14 protein-coding genes are annotated in these 15,435 nt (G+C 62.9%); 2 read left to right on the forward strand and 12 right to left on the reverse strand.

Annotated features, from left to right (window positions below; genetic code table 11):
- Nucleotides 1–15 precede the first annotated feature (15 nt).
- The 5 genes from mbnA to BLR63_RS11230 form a co-directional block, all read right to left on the reverse strand.
- A complete protein-coding gene (gene mbnA, locus BLR63_RS11210; RefSeq protein WP_081480394.1) occupies nucleotides 16–111 on the reverse strand; it encodes a methanobactin in 96 nt (31 codons plus the stop codon).
- Between the two features lie 152 nt (nucleotides 112–263).
- Nucleotides 264–1,400 carry a methanobactin export MATE transporter MbnM gene (locus BLR63_RS11215; protein WP_042947548.1) on the reverse strand — a complete coding sequence of 379 codons (1,137 nt, stop codon included), beginning with the start codon at nucleotides 1,398–1,400 and terminating at the stop codon, nucleotides 264–266.
- Nucleotides 1,397–2,275 (reverse strand): MbnP family copper-binding protein, encoded by an 879-nt coding sequence (locus BLR63_RS11220; protein ID WP_010567315.1) that lies wholly within the window; start codon nucleotides 2,273–2,275, stop codon nucleotides 1,397–1,399. The genes BLR63_RS11215 and BLR63_RS11220 overlap by 4 nt, the downstream gene beginning before the upstream one ends.
- Nucleotides 2,276–2,292: 17 nt before the next feature.
- Nucleotides 2,293–4,431: a TonB-dependent hemoglobin/transferrin/lactoferrin family receptor gene (locus BLR63_RS11225; protein ID WP_010567316.1), complete on the reverse strand. Its 2,139-nt coding sequence runs from the start codon at nucleotides 4,429–4,431 to the stop codon at nucleotides 2,293–2,295.
- Nucleotides 4,432–4,504: 73 nt separating this feature from the next.
- Entirely contained in the window at nucleotides 4,505–4,816 is a 312-nt protein-coding gene (locus tag BLR63_RS11230; RefSeq protein WP_231998161.1) for a DUF2946 family protein, read from the reverse strand.
- Between the two features lie 645 nt (nucleotides 4,817–5,461).
- Between BLR63_RS11230 and BLR63_RS11235 the strand changes: the two genes are divergently transcribed.
- Together BLR63_RS11235 and BLR63_RS11240 are read left to right on the forward strand one after the other, a co-directional pair.
- Nucleotides 5,462–6,817, forward strand: a complete 1,356-nt coding sequence (locus tag BLR63_RS11235; protein WP_010567318.1) for a hypothetical protein — start codon at nucleotides 5,462–5,464, stop codon at nucleotides 6,815–6,817.
- Nucleotides 6,814–7,197: a hypothetical protein gene (locus BLR63_RS11240; protein WP_010567319.1), complete on the forward strand. Its 384-nt coding sequence runs from the start codon at nucleotides 6,814–6,816 to the stop codon at nucleotides 7,195–7,197. Before BLR63_RS11235 ends, BLR63_RS11240 begins: the two co-directional genes overlap by 4 nt.
- 332 nt (nucleotides 7,198–7,529) lie before the next feature.
- Here BLR63_RS11240 and BLR63_RS11245 read toward each other — a convergent pair whose 3' ends face one another.
- From BLR63_RS11245 to BLR63_RS11275, 7 genes are all read right to left on the reverse strand, one after another.
- Nucleotides 7,530–8,111: a putative natural product biosynthesis protein gene (locus BLR63_RS11245; RefSeq protein WP_010567320.1), complete on the reverse strand. Its 582-nt coding sequence runs from the start codon at nucleotides 8,109–8,111 to the stop codon at nucleotides 7,530–7,532.
- A 208-nt stretch (nucleotides 8,112–8,319) separates the two neighbouring features.
- Nucleotides 8,320–8,709 (reverse strand): DUF2946 domain-containing protein, encoded by a 390-nt coding sequence (locus BLR63_RS11250; RefSeq protein ID WP_010567321.1) that lies wholly within the window; start codon nucleotides 8,707–8,709, stop codon nucleotides 8,320–8,322.
- 62 nt (nucleotides 8,710–8,771) lie between these two features.
- Nucleotides 8,772–10,406 (reverse strand): methyl-accepting chemotaxis protein, encoded by a 1,635-nt coding sequence (locus tag BLR63_RS11255; protein WP_010567322.1) that lies wholly within the window; start codon nucleotides 10,404–10,406, stop codon nucleotides 8,772–8,774.
- A 113-nt stretch (nucleotides 10,407–10,519) separates the two neighbouring features.
- Nucleotides 10,520–11,521 (reverse strand): CDP-6-deoxy-delta-3,4-glucoseen reductase, encoded by a 1,002-nt coding sequence (locus tag BLR63_RS11260; RefSeq protein WP_010567323.1) that lies wholly within the window; start codon nucleotides 11,519–11,521, stop codon nucleotides 10,520–10,522.
- A gap of 10 nt (nucleotides 11,522–11,531) precedes the next feature.
- Nucleotides 11,532–12,557: a 4-hydroxy-2-oxovalerate aldolase gene (gene dmpG, locus BLR63_RS11265; protein ID WP_083365947.1), complete on the reverse strand. Its 1,026-nt coding sequence runs from the start codon at nucleotides 12,555–12,557 to the stop codon at nucleotides 11,532–11,534.
- A gap of 10 nt (nucleotides 12,558–12,567) precedes the next feature.
- Complete coding sequence (locus tag BLR63_RS11270) at nucleotides 12,568–13,509, reverse strand: acetaldehyde dehydrogenase (acetylating) (RefSeq protein WP_083365948.1); 942 nt, start codon at nucleotides 13,507–13,509, stop codon at nucleotides 12,568–12,570.
- On the reverse strand, nucleotides 13,506–15,365 hold the full coding sequence (locus tag BLR63_RS11275) for a feruloyl-CoA synthase (protein WP_010567592.1): 1,860 nt from the start codon (nucleotides 15,363–15,365) through the stop codon (nucleotides 13,506–13,508). The genes BLR63_RS11270 and BLR63_RS11275 overlap by 4 nt, the downstream gene beginning before the upstream one ends.
- Between the last annotated feature and the right edge of the window lie 70 nt (nucleotides 15,366–15,435).

Consider the following 15,435-nt stretch of genomic DNA (forward strand, 5'->3'; position numbering starts at 1 on the left):
CATGGAGGGCATGCTTCAGTTCACGCCCAGCGGGGCGCAGCACGACGCGCAGCAGGCACCGGCACGACCGGCGATTTGCAGGGTGTGTTTTTTCGCGATTTTGATGCTCATCGGGTGTCACTCCTTTTTCAGTGAGCGGCATCGGTGCAGGGCACGGATGTCCGCGGTTTGGCGAATTCGCCGTGTAGGTGCAGCAGATAACGACAGTTTGACGGCTGGCAGCCTCCTTGCTCCCGACGGGAACGGCCATGGTTGGGGTCAGGTCAGTGTTTGTGCTTCCAGGGATCGCTGAAACGCGGGTCGTTGAGCAGCGATTCATCGGTCAAGGACTTGAGGAAAGCCAGCAAGTCCTGCTTTTCCTGCGGGCTGAGCTCGATCCTGGCAATCAGCCCACTCTTGTATGGGTTCAGTCGCCCATCCCCGCGATTCGGGCCGTTCTCGATGACGCGACCACCGTCGGCGTACACGTCGATCACCTGTTCCAGGGTGGCGATGCTGCCGTCGTGCATATAAGGCCCGGTGACCGCCACATTGCGCAGGCTGGGCGCGCGAAACGCGCCCATGTCCTCGGGCTTGCCGGTGCTCTCGTAGAGCCCGCGATTGGGGAAGGGAAAACCGCCGGCCCCGTCGATGTTGTAAAGCCCGGTGTTGTGAAACGGGGTTTGCACCACCCGGCTCCTGGCATGCACCACCTGGTCGTTGAAGTTGAAACTGCCGTGACAGTGATGACACTCGGCCCGCTCGCCAAAGAACAGGCTCATGCCGCGTTGCTCGGCGGCACTCAAGGCTGCCTTGCCCTGCAAGTAGCGGTCATAACGACTGTCCACCGACACGATGGAGCGCTGGAAGGCCGCGATAGCCTTGATCACCGAGGCCATGTTCAGCGGCTGCGCCTGATCCGCGAAGGCTTCCTGGAACAGCGGCGGGTACAACGGCTCGGCCCGCAAGCGTTCGAGGATCTGTTGGCGATTGCCATCGTTAACGCCCATTTCGATCGGGTCATCACCAAACAGCGGGATCTCCATCTGGCGCTCCAGCGTCACGACTGCCGGCGCTGCCCAGTTGTAGGTCGCATTCCAGGCGCTGTTGGCCAGACCGGGCGCATTGCGGTGGGTCAACTGCCCGGTACCGCCCTCGGACAGCGCTTTGGCGTCGGTGAAGGCCCGCGCCTGCTGGTGACAGGAGGCGCAGGAACGGTTGCCGTCGGCGGACAAGCGCGGGTCATAAAACAAACGCCGGCCCAGTTCGACTTTAACCGCCGACATGGGGTTGTCCGCGGGCACTCGGGGCGCTGGCACATGGGACGGCAGCTCCCATGTCCAGTCCTGGGCCGAAACGGGCCAGGCCAGCGCCAGGCCCAAAAGCAGCCCGCCGGTCAACCGCCAGTAGTCTCGACTCATGGCTTTTGACGCGCCGAAAACGCCGGGGAATAGCCAGGTTCAAGGGGTGAGCCGCTGTTCAACGACACACCCAGGCGCTTGAACACCGCGACGCACTCAGGGTCGCTCGGCCCGCTCATGCAGCCCACCGCGGCGCCCTCGTCCACCGCCAGGCGGCTGTCGCGCAACAATGCGGCCACATCCAGCACCACCGCTTGCGTCGCCGGGTCAAACCCTTCGAAGCGCAAAGGGATACGGTTGGCCCGCTGACACGCCACCGTCTCGCCAGTCACCGGGTTGCCGCTACAGCCGGTGGAGCCCAGGTGCAGGTACCAGGTGTTGGCCCTTGAGCCATCGGCTTTGCTGACACCGCCTTCGGGGTCGACTTCAAGCTTGATGAACTTGCGCCCGGCCTGCCAGCTCCAGCCCATGGCCGCCAGGTCCAGCGGCGCCGCTTGCAGCTCGGTGCTGGTGTGATTCAAGGACTCCGGTACGCCCAGGGTCAAGCTCACGCCGCGGTAGTGTCCGGCCGGGACGCTGCCGATGACCTGAGTGTTGGTCGCTGGCGTACCGCCGACGCAATGGCCGCTGCCGTCCTCGAAGTCGAGCAACGCGACCTTGGCATCCTGCCAGTCACTGACCTGCAAACGCACGGGTACGGGTTTGCCGGCGTCGTCGATCAAGGCGACGTCCTGCACATAGAACCGCGCATCGCGCAACAACACGCGTTTATGGTCGCGCCCCAAAGGCCCAAAGGCACTGCCACAGCGCACCGGCTGCTCACCGGCCACCAGCGCAAAGCTCAGGCTCACCGGTTGTTCCACGGGCAATTGAGTCGTACAGCCCGCCAGGCACGCCACAGAGGTCAGTGTCAGGCTTACGGATAATGAACGCATGATGGGGCTCCAGGGGATCAAAAACGTGCACTCAAGGCGAGGTTCACGCTGCGGCCTTCTTCATAGGTGAAGGTCGTGGCCAAGGACTGCTGGTAGGTGCTGTAGACCTTGTCGAACAGGTTGCTCACCCCCAGATCGACGCGGTACTGCTTGTACTCATAGGCCGCGCCGATGTCGTGGATCACATAGCCTTTGCGCCGCCGCAGTTCGGTGGCGTCATAATCCTGGGCCCACACGTATTGGCCCTGGTAACTCAGCGACCAGTTGTCATCGAGCCGGTACTGGCTGCCCAACGCAAACTTATCCGGCGGCGCATACAGTTGGGCACCGGTCTCGGCGTTCCGGGAGCGCAACCGCGAGTAGCCGGCGCCTAACGACAGGCGCTGCCAGCGATAGGTCAATTCGAGCTCACCGCCATGGCGCTCGGCCTGGGCCACGTTGACTCGCTGAAAGACCATGCCGGTTCCGGCGAACGGCGCCTGACGGCTGTAGATGCCCACCACTTGCTGGTCGATCAGGTCATCAACGTCCTCGGTAAAGTAGGTGACCTTCGCCCGCAGACTGTCGCCTGCGGCCACGAGATCGTCGAAGGCCAACGTCGCGCCCACTTCCTTCGTCTTGCTGGTTTCCGGCTTGAGCGCGGGGTTCGGGCGGAAGTTGAACAGCGCCCTGCGGGTGTTCAGGTTGCCGAACATCTCGGTCATGGTCGGCGCCCGGAAGGCCTCGCCATAACTGACAAACACCCCGAGGAACGCCCAGGGCTGGTACTTCAAGGCGACTTTGGGTGAGAGCCGGTTGTGGCTGGAGTCTTCCTGGCCGGGAGACGTCAGGCGGTAATCGTCGTGGCGCAGGGCTGCGATCAGGGTCCAGTCGTCCAGGAACGCCATTTCGTCCTGCACAAAGCCGCCCAGGGCGCGCATCTGTCCATTGGGCAGGACACTGTTGGACTGACCGTCGGAGGCGTTCTCGTTGGTGTCGCGGTAGCCATCTACCCCGTAGGTCAAGCGGTGGGATGACCAGGTCCCGGCGTCAAAACGGCTGCTGTTCTGCAGGCTCGCCCCCAGGGTCTTGGTCTGGGTCGAGGTGGTGGGTTGACGTGGCACCGAACGGCTGTCGCCATCGAGGGTGAAGCGGGTCTGGTAGAGCGCCAGCTTGCCGTCCAGCAGTTGCTGCTCGGCGTCCTGGAACGCCCAACTGGCGTTGTACTGCTCCTGCTCGCGCTGGAGCTTCTGCGAAAATGGAAACAGCAGGTTGCCACCTGGGTTGGTGGGGCCGACCATCTCGTCCGAGAAGCGCTGGTAGCCCAGCTCGAAACGGTTCAACTCATTCGGCGAAAAGCTGGTTTTGAACAGGCCGCTCTTGAGTTGCCCGTCGTTGGGATACTTCGCGTCATCGCCGCTCGCCCCGGTATGAATAGTGCCGTAGTCGCGGTACGTGGCACTGGCGAGCACATCGGCGCGCTCGCCGCGGGCAGCCACGGTCAGGTTACTGGACAGTTCTTCGTTGGCGCTGTGATAGCCAGCCTTGATCCGGCCGCCCAGGGTTTTGCCCGGGTCCAGAATATCCTCGACGCCCAGCGTCTCGATCGCCATCACCCCGCCCAGCCCGCCACTGCCGTAGGCGGCGGACATCGGGCCGCGTACCACGTCGACCTGCTTGATCAAGTCCGAGTCGATCAGCAGGGGCGTATTCACGCCGCCATCATTGTTACGCCGTGCGCCATCGACCGTGAGGATGATCCTTGGCCCCTGCAGGCCACGGATCGCCGGGCTTTGCGCCGCAGCCCGGGGGCCACCGCCGTAATTCACGTTGGGCAGGGTCCGCAACACCGTGGAGAGCGTATTGGCTTGGGCACCCTCCAGTTGCTGGCGATCGACGGTGGATACGGACGCCGGTAAAGCAAAGCTGTTGTTGGGGGTGCGGGTCGCGGTGATCGTCGTACTTTCCAGCTCGTAGGACAACGGCGCGTCATCATCGGTGACGGGCTGCGCATAGGCCCCGGTGACAGACAACGCGCACGCAGCGGCCAATAGCGACAGGGTGAACCGGTCGACGTCCACCGCGCCCTTGAGGCCAGGCAGAGTCTGAGGAAAACGGCGCGCAGTATAAGGTTCGGCAACGCACAAGGCGGCCGCGACCTGGGTCATAGCAGGCATGACAAGACTTCCAAAGCTAATCAGGAAAAGCGCCGAGCCCCCGGACATTCAGAGTCGGCGTGGAGAATGCACATCACGCGATGCCGGGAGGGGCCCTGGCCTGCGAGATCTCAAAGGGGGGGACAACAACGGGGTTGGTGTTCGCGATCGCGGCATAAGGGTAATGCCCGAGAACGAGCGCCGGCAGAACGGGAACCGCAGGCGTCAGGGCCAGTGCGCCGACAAAGGGACACAGCGCGCAGCCGGGCGAGGCGTCCGGGGCGTCCTGGTCATCCTGACGCTGGCCGGCACGGGCCTTGAAGTCGGCAAGGGACAGGCTCTGCATGCCATTGGCCGTGCAAATGACCACCCGCTCGCCCGTTGAGGCGGGGATTGGCAGAGGCATGCTTGCCCAGGCCAATGCTTGGAACAGGCACGCAAACAGGCAGACCAGAAGGCCGAGGGGGAGCCGAGCGTGCCGCGGGTGCCTGTTGGAGAGCATGCAAGAATCCCTGCCATTGTTATGTCGTCAGCAATGTCCTGGACAGGACATGTTCCGTGCTTCAACCGTAAATCTGCAGCGCCCGCAACCGTCGGTTGAGGCTCGAACACACATCAAAGGAGCGCCAGGAACCTTGCGATTCCTGGCGCTGAGTGACGCGACCAAAACCCTGCCAAGGGAAAATGCCGTGTCGACGCAGAATCTAGCATGCCCGTGCACGCCACCTGACCTGCGACAAACCACCACAGGCAGCGCTTCATTGCACCATCAAGATCCACACCTGAGCGCTCTCCCTGCCTGAGTGTGGCGGGCTGTCGCACGAGGGGCCTCCACGCCTCGTCGCACTCGGCCGCGAGCATTTATCCATAACGTCCCTTACGCGAAGTTTTTTCTTCCCTCGCAACACGGCGCGCTCGACGCCTCCCCTCCAGCTTAATGGCAATAAGCCGGCATTTTAGTGCTGCCTAACGGCGGTTACGCTTCGCCGACCATCAATTGAGCTGCGCAGACTGCTGCCTGATCGGCTCTCTCAATTCAGGACACTACGTTATGCGCCTTATTCATTGGCAAGATCGTGAGCGTCGAGGTATCAGCATCAGCAAAATCGAGTCGCCTTTTTTTGCTAGATCCAAAGTTCAGGAAGCCTTTTATGGCGGTGCATTCTCACGGATCGAGGGGCTGGACGTCTGTTCGTATGGTCGTGCTTGGAGCCAGGAAGAAATTCTTGAAGCGGTTGAAAAGGGGGAGCTGTTGTTGGTGTCGAGCAACCCCTTCAGCCCGTTAAGCAATGACACGTTCGGCAAGTATTCGCACATCACCGGCAAGGGCTGGACAGCCGGTGGTTTTCGTAAACCTGCCGTTCAAGAGAAACCGTCGCTGCCTGACGCTGAACCGGTAGTCAAACCGCAACCACAAGAGCCTGGCTTTTACGTCGTACCGAAAAGCACGACAGCCGAAAAACTGGAGTCGACGCTGTTCTCTTCGAAGAACCCCGCCGTGATCCAAAAATTCAAGTCGTTAAACCCCAATCTGAACGACGTTAAAGCAGGCACGATGATCGTGCTCGGCGATCCAGATAACCTGCAATGCACCCACGAAGAAGCGCTGTTGATGGAAGCTGCGGCCACGGCGAATGAGGCCCTCAAACCGCTCAGCCCGGAAGAGGCCGATTTCATGGTTCGGCACCGCGACGAAATTGAAACCTTTTTGTCTGCGGGCTCGGCGGGTATCGGCATCGGTGAAGCGATGTTTTCCAGGAATCTGGAGAGCGTGAAAACCGTGTTGACTGAAATCGAAGCACTGCACAAACGCACATTCCAAGCCGATGGACATCTACGCTCGCCAGCGTTTTTTGCTGAACGTAAGCGTCTGCTCGCGCAGCTCAATACGAACCTGACTGCAATGACCCGAAAAGGCATTGGTTTCCCTGATCATCCGAACTTGAAAAGTGCGCTGGGAATTTCCAGTCGCAGCGTGGTTCACCGTTGGACGAAGGCCGGTGCTGCGGGGCAAATCCCCGGATATGCCACGCACATCGAAGGTGTGTCCCAGGCTGCCAAAGCTGTTCGATACGGCGGCTGGATTGGAATCGCCCTTGGCGGTGGCGCTTCGTACTTAAAGGTCCAGGACGTTTGCACGGCGGGTAACGCCGAGGCTTGCAAGAAAGTCAAATTTACAGAAGTGGGTAGCTTTGCCGGGGGTGTCGCAGGGGGTGCAACGGCGGGCGCATTGTTGACCGGCTCTATGGTCACTGGGCTATGTATCGGGTTGGGGGTGCCGACAGGTGGTTTAGCGACTTTGGCGTGTGGTGTTGTGGCCGTCGGGGCTGGATCTTTTGCTGGCGGTGCTGTCGGAGGATTGATCGGAGAAATGGCGGGTGATGTGATCTACGAGAATACGAAATGAACACCGCTGAGTTTGTCGTTGGTTATCTATGCGCCCTGGTGATCGTCTGCATGTTTGTTTGGATTGGCATTGCACTGCATATGGCCTATACCAAGATGGACTTAATGCTGGAGCATTTGAAAAACTGCTCGGCCATCATGAATCGGGCTCCACTCAGGCATGGCGGCCCTTGGGGAAAACTCTTATTGATTGGTGGTATCTCCGGGATCGTGACATTTCCCGGTTTCTATCTCAAAAGAGGTGGGTTGAGTGCTGAGGACTTAAACAATTTTCCGGCGCCACTTAAGCGAAAGCTGGCATTAATACAATGGAGTGTAATCGGCCTGTTAAGCGCTATGACGTTGCTTGCCCTGATCGGAAAATCTGGTTTGCTTAAATAATGCCCGCTTACCTCGACCTGCCCGCAGGGGATTGTGTGCCGCGCTGGGTCTGAACGCCGTAAAAACCAAAAAAAAAGCCCTCTGGGAAGAGGGCCTGGCGCCCGCATGTGCACGGGTTCAAATGCCGCACCTCGAGCAACCGTGGAAGTGTCTGCCTCCGCTCGAAGCCTGCCCACTGTATGAGCGCCGTCCCAGGGCAACAACTGCGACAATCGGCCACAGTGTGCGCTCTGTTCGGTCCGGTCCACAGGCCGGGTGGCGCCAGTGACGGACGCCGATCAAGCGTGGCGTTCTGTCGCAGGTCACTGATGCCACACAGGGGCAAATCCCGCTCAGGGAATCGACAACCAGCGGCGAAAGCCCACGCCGCCCTTGCCGGTCAGCGGGCACCAGGCAAAGTCCCAGGGCACGGGCGGGAACTCCTCCAAGTCCGCTTCAAGCCCAGGCACAAGCCGAGGCGCCTGCTTCCAATCGAACACCTTTTCCGGTGTGCCTTGCCAGGCCAGCACCAGCCCGCGGGCCTGGCTGTCGTCCGTGTTGATCCAGCGTGCCGCCGCTGCGCACATAAAGGACTCGATGTGCTCTTCGTTGATCCGCGCCTGGTACTTGGAGCCCAGCAGCCAGCGGCAGACGCTCAGGTAATAGGTCCAGTTCAACGGCGGATGATTGCGATAGGCCCAGGTCATGAAGCCGCGAAAGATATTCAGGCCATCGGGCGGATCGAGTTTGAGCAAGCCTGGGCACACATCGAACAAGGTGTGCCAGTAAGGCAGCAGCCGGGCATCCAGATGCACGAAGCTGCGTGCATTACCGGGATAGTCCGGAAACGGCAGCAGGAAGTCGCCTTGATTACGCAGGCGCGAGGTTTTGCTGACCAATCGCGACGCCCCCGAGGGCACGGCTAGTGCGCGCATGGCGACCTCCGAGCGATCGGTGCAGTGGCGGACTTTGTGTGTGTTCGTGTGTAACCGGCCGCAGACAATCCTGGCCGTGGCCGGCGATTGAGGCGTGCAAATACATGAGCCATTGTGTGCTCCTTCCCGTGTCACCTTTAACCGTGGAACCCCCGCACCGCCTGGCTGACCGGGGTCAACAGGCACAAGGGGGCTTAGACAAACGCGGTCATGCGCACAGTGCGGGGGAGGCTCTGGGGTTGGCCGAGGGCCAGGAGTAGCGAGGGGGAGCCTTGCAGCGCTGTTCGCGGTCAGGCCGGCGTACCGGCCCGATCCGCAGCAACCAGCCCAGGCAGAACAGCAAGGCGATGCTCAAGGTCACGGACGAGCAGATCGGACAAGCAAAACTGCCGGCCCAGCCACTGGCGGCCAGATCGGCGACGTCGGTTTTCGAGGCCGGCGCGGAACTGCCCTGGGACGAGCAGAACTGCCCGGCGACGCCGTTGAGCGTCAAGCCCGTCACCTGTCCATGAGCCAAACCGCAGGCGAACACATTGAACAGGACGCAAAAATACAGCATCCAGGCAATGAGCGAGCGGTCTGAGCGGGTCAGTTTCATGGCGGCGACTCTAACACCGAACAGCCGCTCGGTTGAAGCTCGACCAATGTCGCTTCACGGATTCAAAGCCTGAGTTGCTCGACCTGCCCTTCCAGCACCCGCGCCAACCGCCGCAACGCCTCGCTGGAATCGCGCGTGCTGACGCTGGACGCGCCGCTGACCGTCACCAGCGTATGGATGCGCGCCAGGGTGCGGCTGATTTCATCCGCCGTCACCGCCTGCTGCTCGGCCGCACTGGCGATCTGCAAGGTCATGTCGCTGACGGTGGCGGCCGACTGGGTGATGCGCTTCAAGGCATCGCCCGCCTTCGCCGAGATCTCGACCGGCACCCGTGCGGTCTCGACGTTGGCGACGATACGTTCCAGCGCGCCACTGGCACCCGACTGCACCTGCTCGATGATCTGCTTGATCTCCACGGTGGAGGTCTGGGTGCGCTGCGCCAAGGTCCGCACCTCGTCGGCGACCACCGCGAACCCGCGCCCATACTCGCCCGCCCGCGCGGCTTCGATCGCCGCATTGAGCGCCAGCAGGTTGGTCTGTTCGGCTATCGCGCTGATCACATCGAGCACACTGCCCACGCGGCTGGAGTCGGCCTCCAGTTGCTTGACCATGGCATGGGTGACAAACAGCGCTTCGACCAATTGCTGGATAGCGTCGATGGTGGACTGAACGATGTGCTGACCATCGCTGGCCTGCTCTTCGGCCAGGCGCGTGGCGTCCGCCGCCACGGCAGCATTGCGCGCGACATCCTGCACGGTGGCGACCATTTCATTCATGGCGGTGACCAGGCTGTCGGTTTCCAACAGTTGGTGGTCGATGCTGCTCTGGGTCGCCGCCGTGACTTCGCCGAGGTCGTCACTGAGGCGCAACACCTGCCCGCTGGCCACCGCCGTGCCTTGACTGACGTCATGGGCGGCGTGAATCAAGCTGTTGACACTGCGTGACAGTTGGGTGAGTTCGTCATTGCCAACCGCGGGCAGCCGCAGGGTGAGGTCGGTTTGCCCGCTGACCGCCGCGCCCAGGGCGTCGACCGTCTCGCGCAGCGGCCGGGTAATGCTGCGGATGATCATCCAGGCAAACAGCATCAACCCGAGCAGCACCACGGCACTGATCCAGGCCGGCGCCACCAGCACGCGGTTGACCACCCGCTGCACATCGCTGGGGTAGATGCCGCTCGCCACCACCCAGCCCCAGGGCTTGAACAGGCGGGCCTCGGACAGTTTGTATTCGGCCGGCCCGCCATTGGCACGGGGGAAGTAGTAGTCCACCAACACCCGCCCCTGCTGGCGCGCGCCGTCCACGAACTGGCGGGAAAACGGCTTGCCGTTCTGGTCCTTGAAGTCGCCCAGCGCCTTGCCCACCAACGCCGGTGCCGTCGGGTGCATGATCATCCGATAGTCCAGGTCGAGGATCAGCAGGTAGTTATCGCCCAGATAGCGCAGGGTACCGACGACCTCGGCGGCTTGGCGCTGGGCCAATTCCAGGCTCATGTGCCCGCTGTCCACTTGCCCGGCATAGTACGCAAGGATCGAATTGGCGGTGTTCAGCGCGGTGTCGACACCCGCCATTTTTTCTTCGAGCAACGAGCGCTGCAACAACAGGCCCAGCCAAACGGCCAGGCAAATGATCAACACGCCCAGGCCCACCACCAGCGCGCCAATACGGGTAGTGATGCGCCATGTTCTAAGATTCAGCATGCAAGCCTCTCAGGGTTCTTGTTCTTGGGCAGGCAAGCGAACCGGCGGCCTGGAACAGCCGCCGGATTCATCTGGCCAGGGGCACACACGCCAAAAATGCGCACCGTTGCGACCTAGACGAAAGCGTCGGCATAGAAATCGGCCGCCTCCAATTGGCGCAACTCGACGTAGTCGCGCCGCGCCGAGTCGACCACGATCGGCGCACCACAGGCATACACTTCAAACCCCTTGAGGCTCTGGAAGTCGCTCAGCACCTGGCGGTGGACGAAGCCGGTCGCGCCCTGCCAATCGCAGGCCGGGGTGGGATCGGACAGCACCGGGGTGTAGCGCAGCCACGGCAACTGGGCCTCCCAGGCCAGCAACTGCTCATGGCGATACAGATCCTCACGGCGCCGGCCGCCCCAGTACAGGTAGACCGGACGCCGGTTGTCGCTCTCACGCAGTTGTTCGAGCAAGGCCTGGATCGGCGCAAAACCGGTGCCGCTGGCCAGGAAGATCATCGGCCGCTCGCTGTCGCGCAGGTAGAACGAGCCGAACGGGCCTTCCATGCGCAGGATGGCCTTGGGTTGCAAGGCGTTGAACACATGCCCGCTGAACACACCGCCAGGCATGTGCCGGATGTGCAACTCCAACTGATTGTCACGCGCGCTGCGGGTGGCCATCGAATAGCTGCGCCGGCTGCCATCCTTGAGCAGCACCTGCACGTACTGGCCGGGAAAATAATCAAACCCGGCGCCCGGCGCGAGCATCAGCCGCAGCACCGCCACGTCACTGCTGACCTTGTCGATGCTGGCCACACGCACGCCCATCTGCTGGATGCTGATGCCGCGCAATGCCGTCACTTCAGGGGCCTCGATCACCAGGTCGGAGCGCGCCGTGGCGCAGCAAAACAACGCCAGGCCCTGTGCCCGCTCGGCGGCGCTGAGCACCTCCAGCGAGCTGTCGCCGTGGTCCACGTCGCCGCTGAGCACCTGGCCCTTGCAACTGCCGCATGTGCCGGTGCGGCAGCTGTGCTTGAGCATCAGGCCGTCGGCCAGCGCCGCATCCAGCACGGTCTGCCCAGGCAGTAGCGGACAACTCAGGTCCACCGGAAGAATCTGCAGTTGATAGCTCATGGGCGCCTCCTCAGCGTGTGTGCTTGCCAGCGGCCAACAGATCCAGGGCCACGTCGACAATCATGTCTTCCTGGCCGCCGACCATGCGGCGCTTGCCCAGCTCGACAAGGATGTCCACGGTCTTGAGGCCATACTTGGCCGCCGCGATTTCGGCATGGCGCAGGAAGCTCGAATACACCCCCGCATACCCCAGCGCCAGGGACTCGCGGTCGACCCGCACCGGGCGGTCCTGCAGCGGGCGCACGATGTCGTCCGCTGCGTCCATCAAGGTGTAGAGGTCGGTGCCGTGGTTCCAGCCCAAGCGTTCGGCGGCGGCGATGAACACTTCCAGCGGCGCGTTGCCGGCGCCGGCGCCCATGCCGGCGAGGCTGGCGTCGATGCGGTCGCAGCCTTCTTCGACGGCGGTGATCGAGTTGGCCACGCCGAGGCTCAGGTTGTGGTGGGCGTGCATGCCGGTTTCGGTTTCCGGTTTGAGTACGGCTTTGAACGCGCGGAAGCGGTCGCGGATGTCCTGCATGTTCATCGCGCCACCGGAGTCGGCCATGTACACGCAGGTGGCGCCGTAGCTTTCCATCAGCTTGGCTTGGGCGGCGAGCTGCTCGGCGGGGATCATGTGGCTCATCATCAGGAAGCCGACGGTGTCCATGCCCAGTTCGCGGGCGTATTCGATGTGCTGTTTCGACACATCGGCCTCGGTGCAATGGGTGGCGATGCGCACCACGCGGGCGCCGGCGTTGTAGGCGGCCTTGAGGTCGTGCACGGTGCCGATACCGGGCAGCAACAGCGTGGTGATCTTGGCGTGGCTGATCACGTCGGCGGCGGCTTCGATCCATTCCAGATCGGTGTGCGCGGCGAAGCCATAGTTGAAGCTCGAACCTTGCAGGCCATCGCCGTGGGCGACTTCGATGGAGTCGACCTTGGCTTTGTCGAGGGCGCGGGCGATGTCCTGCACGTTCTGCAGGGAATACTGATGACGCACCGCATGGCTGCCGTCGCGCAGGGTCACGTCGGAGATGTAGATTTTCTTACCGTTCATGTCGCTCTCCTCAGGCCTGTTGCATCGACTGCGCCATGCGCTCGGCGGTGGCCAAGGCTGCGGAGGTCATGATGTCGAGGTTGCCGGCGTAGGCTGGCAGGTAATGGGCGGCGCCTTCGACTTCGAGGAACACCGAGGTTTTCAGGCCGGAGAATTTGCCCAGGCCGGGGATGTTCAACGGCGCGTCTGCCGGGATCACGTCGAACTGCACCTGTTGCTTGAGGCGATAGCCCGGCACATAGGCCTGCACGGCCGCCGCCATTTCGACGATGGAAGCTTCGACCAACGCTTGATCGGCCGCTTCGGACAGCACGAACACCGTGTCACGCATGATCAACGGCGGCTCGGCGGGGTTCATCACGATGATCGCCTTGCCCTTGGCCGCGCCGCCGATCACTTCGATGGCCTTGGAGGTGGTCTCGGTGAATTCATCGATGTTGGCGCGGGTGCCGGGGCCGGCGGATTTGCTCGCGATCGACGCGACGATTTCGGCGTAGTGCACCTTGGCCACCCGCGACACCGCCGCAACCATCGGAATGGTCGCCTGGCCGCCGCAGGTGACCATGTTGACGTTGAGCTGCTCCAGATTCTGCTCCAGGTTCACCACCGGCACGCAGTACGGGCCGATGGCTGCGGGGGTCAGGTCGATCAGGCGGATACCGGGCTTGATCGCGCGCAGGAACGCATCGTTCTTCACATGGGCGCCGGCCGAGGTGGCATCGAAGACGAAGTCGATGTCCTTGAACACGTCCATGCGGGTCAGGCCTTCGACGCCTTCGTGGGTGGTGGCCACGCCCATGCGCTGGGCGCGGGCCAAACCGTCGGAGGCCGGGTCGATGCCGACCATCACCGCCATTTCCAGGTGCTTGGCGTTGCGCAGGATCTTGATCATCAGGTCGGTGCCGATGTTGCCGGAGCCGATGATGGCGACTTTGAGGGTTGCAGGGTTCATACGGCTTCTCCGTAGACTTCAGCGAGGAGGATGACGCTGGGGTCGAGGCTGTCGGCGTACAGCCGCGTCACGGCCTCGGCGCGCAGGCTCAACGCCATGCGCTGGTTGATGTAGCCTTTGTCAGTGATTTCGCCGTCGCTGAGGCTGGGCGGCGAATCGAGGATCACCACGCGCACGGCATGCTGCGACGAAGCAGGGAACTCCTTGGCCAGGGCCAACAGCCCCGAACACAGGGCCAGGCGCACCTCGGACTGCATTGCCAATTGCGCGCCGCTCATGTGTTGTCCGTCGGCACCGAGCACATCGCGCAGCGCCGGGCTCGGGTAGATCAGCGCACCGATCACGTCGCGATCATGCCCGCAGATCACGCAATCGCTGGCGTAAGGCGCCAGGGCACTGACCAGGCGCGGACGCAGGGTGCCCACCGATACCCAAGTGCCGCTGCTGAGCTTGAAGTCTTCGGTCACCCGACCGTCGAACTGCACCCCCAACTCCGGCCGTTGCGGGTCGACCAGACGCCCGGCGTCGCCGATGCAGTAGAAGCCCTCTTCGTCGAACGCCGCCAGGCTGCCGGCAGGGTCCTTCAGGTAACGCGGGAACACCGACGGGCCGCGCACGCGCATCTCCAGCTTGTCGCCACAGGGCACGAACTTGAGCTGCGTGCCCGGCACCGGCAGGCCGATGATGCCGGCCTTGTCAGCGGCGAAATGCACGCTGGTGACCACCGGCGACGTCTCGGTCGAGCCCCACTCGGTGGCAAAGAACAGCGGCGTATCGCGCACCTTGGTGGCACACGCCGACAGCCGCGCCCAACTGCTCTGGGGCAGCGCGGCAGCGGCGTAGAACAGCATGCGCAGGCGTCCGAACAGGGCACGCGCCAGCCCCTCGTCGCGCTCGAGGTACGGCAGCAGCACCTCGTAGCCGCGTGGCACGTTGAAGTACAGGGTGGGTCGCACCGACTTGAGGTTTTCCACGGTGCGGTCGATTTGCCCCGGCAACGGCAGGCCATCATCGATGTACAAGGTGCCGCCGTTGCGCAGGACCAGATTGAAGTTGTGGTTGGCGCCGAACACATGGCTCCAGGGCAGCCAGTCGAGCACGATCAGTTCTTCGTGCTCCAGAAAGCGCCAGCACTGGGCAATCGCCTGCTGGTTGGCGCAGAGCATGCCGTGGGTGTGCACCACCGCCTTGGGCGCGCCGGTGGAACCGGAGGTCATCAGGTAGCGCGCCGGGGTGTCGCCGTCGAGCCGCGCGAACGCGTGCATCACCGCCGGGCTTTCGCTCTTGTACAGCTGCGGCAAGGCCAGCGCCCCAGGGATTTCCTGGGCATTGCGCGCCGCCACCACCGGGCAATCCGGGTTGACCAACTCGATGGCACGGCAATAGGCATCGCCATCGTTGACGAAAATCAGCGCCGGCTTGAGCACCTCGACAATCGCCTTGAGCTTGCTGCAACCGCTGCCGGTGTTGCGCGAATAGGCCACCGAAACGGTCGACACCGGAATACCCACATGCAGCGCCGCCAAGGTCAGCAGGGCCTGATCCAGATCGTTTTCCGAGAGCATCAGCAGCGGGCGCCCGGCGGGTATATCCAGCTCCAGCAAGCCTTGGGCCAGAGCCCCCACTCGCTGGCGCACCTGGGCATAGTTCAGGCTGAACCAGCCGGCGCCACGGCGTTCGGCGAGGTAGGCACGCTCGGGCGCCTGCACGGCCCAGTGTTCGAGCCACTGCCCGATGCAGCGGGCATAGGGTTGCAGTGGCTCGGGGGAACTCAGCACGAAGCTGCCGTCGGCACGCGCTTCATACAGCACCTTGGCAGGGGCCAATTGGGTCGGATCATTGAAGAAATCGTACATTGCACGCCCTCGTGAATACGGCAGGCCATCGGCCCGCTGCTCACTGGTTTTATTGTTGTCATCACCACCG

Origin of the sequence: Pseudomonas extremaustralis (genome assembly GCF_900102035.1) — a bacterium.
Classification (GTDB): domain Bacteria; phylum Pseudomonadota; class Gammaproteobacteria; order Pseudomonadales; family Pseudomonadaceae; genus Aquipseudomonas; species Aquipseudomonas extremaustralis.

Excerpts from the sequence above, each read along its gene's own strand:
- BLR63_RS11270 (WP_083365948.1), bottom strand. The coding sequence starts at position 13,509 with ATGAACCCTGCAACCCTCAAAGTCGCCATCATCGGCTCCGGCAACATC.
- BLR63_RS11215 (WP_042947548.1), bottom strand. The coding sequence starts at position 1,400 with ATGAGTCGAGACTACTGGCGGTTGACCGGCGGGCTGCTTTTGGGCCTG.
- BLR63_RS11250 (WP_010567321.1), bottom strand. The coding sequence starts at position 8,709 with ATGAAACTGACCCGCTCAGACCGCTCGCTCATTGCCTGGATGCTGTAT.
- BLR63_RS11245 (WP_010567320.1), bottom strand. The coding sequence starts at position 8,111 with ATGCGCGCACTAGCCGTGCCCTCGGGGGCGTCGCGATTGGTCAGCAAA.
- mbnA (WP_081480394.1), bottom strand. The coding sequence starts at position 111 with ATGAGCATCAAAATCGCGAAAAAACACACCCTGCAAATCGCCGGTCGT.
- BLR63_RS11240 (WP_010567319.1), top strand. The coding sequence starts at position 6,814 with ATGAACACCGCTGAGTTTGTCGTTGGTTATCTATGCGCCCTGGTGATC.
- BLR63_RS11255 (WP_010567322.1), bottom strand. The coding sequence starts at position 10,406 with ATGCTGAATCTTAGAACATGGCGCATCACTACCCGTATTGGCGCGCTG.
- BLR63_RS11220 (WP_010567315.1), bottom strand. The coding sequence starts at position 2,275 with ATGCGTTCATTATCCGTAAGCCTGACACTGACCTCTGTGGCGTGCCTG.
- BLR63_RS11225 (WP_010567316.1), bottom strand. The coding sequence starts at position 4,431 with ATGCCTGCTATGACCCAGGTCGCGGCCGCCTTGTGCGTTGCCGAACCT.
- BLR63_RS11275 (WP_010567592.1), bottom strand. The coding sequence starts at position 15,365 with ATGTACGATTTCTTCAATGATCCGACCCAATTGGCCCCTGCCAAGGTG.
- BLR63_RS11260 (WP_010567323.1), bottom strand. The coding sequence starts at position 11,521 with ATGAGCTATCAACTGCAGATTCTTCCGGTGGACCTGAGTTGTCCGCTA.
- BLR63_RS11230 (WP_231998161.1), bottom strand. The coding sequence starts at position 4,816 with ATGCCTCTGCCAATCCCCGCCTCAACGGGCGAGCGGGTGGTCATTTGC.
- BLR63_RS11235 (WP_010567318.1), top strand. The coding sequence starts at position 5,462 with ATGCGCCTTATTCATTGGCAAGATCGTGAGCGTCGAGGTATCAGCATC.
- dmpG (WP_083365947.1), bottom strand. The coding sequence starts at position 12,557 with ATGAACGGTAAGAAAATCTACATCTCCGACGTGACCCTGCGCGACGGC.